At 76.3% G+C, this 372-nt stretch carries 1 protein-coding gene; it reads right to left on the reverse strand.

Features of this window, described 5'->3' with window-relative positions:
- Positions 1-169 precede the first annotated feature (169 nt).
- On the reverse strand, positions 170-372 hold a 203-nt coding region (locus GT030_RS02210; protein WP_161199559.1), incomplete at its 5' end, for a LuxR C-terminal-related transcriptional regulator.

Consider the following 372-nt stretch of genomic DNA (forward strand, 5'->3'; position numbering starts at 1 on the left):
CCGGCGAGCCGGACCGGCGAGGCCCCGCGGCACCGGCCGGGACCGGCACCACCCGGCGCCCGCCCACGGCAAGCACCGTCGCCGGGGCCGGCCTCCCGCACGCACCCACACCCTCCGACGCCCGCCGAGAACCCCGAGGCCAAGGCCGAGCGCAGCGGCCGCGCATGCGTTACCGGACCAGTCCCCAGCGGAAGCCGAGTGCCACCGCGTGGGCGCGGTCCGAGGCACCGAGCTTCTTGAACAGGCGCCGGGCGTGGGTCTTGACGGTGTCCTCGGAGAGGAACAGCTCGCGGCCGATCTCCGCGTTGGAGCGGCCGTGACTCATGCCCTCCAGCACCTGGATCTCCCGCGCGGTGAGCGTGGGCGCCGCCC

This window comes from Streptomyces sp. SID1328 (assembly GCF_009865595.1).
Taxonomy (GTDB): Bacteria; Actinomycetota; Actinomycetes; order Streptomycetales; family Streptomycetaceae; genus Streptomyces; species Streptomyces griseoluteus.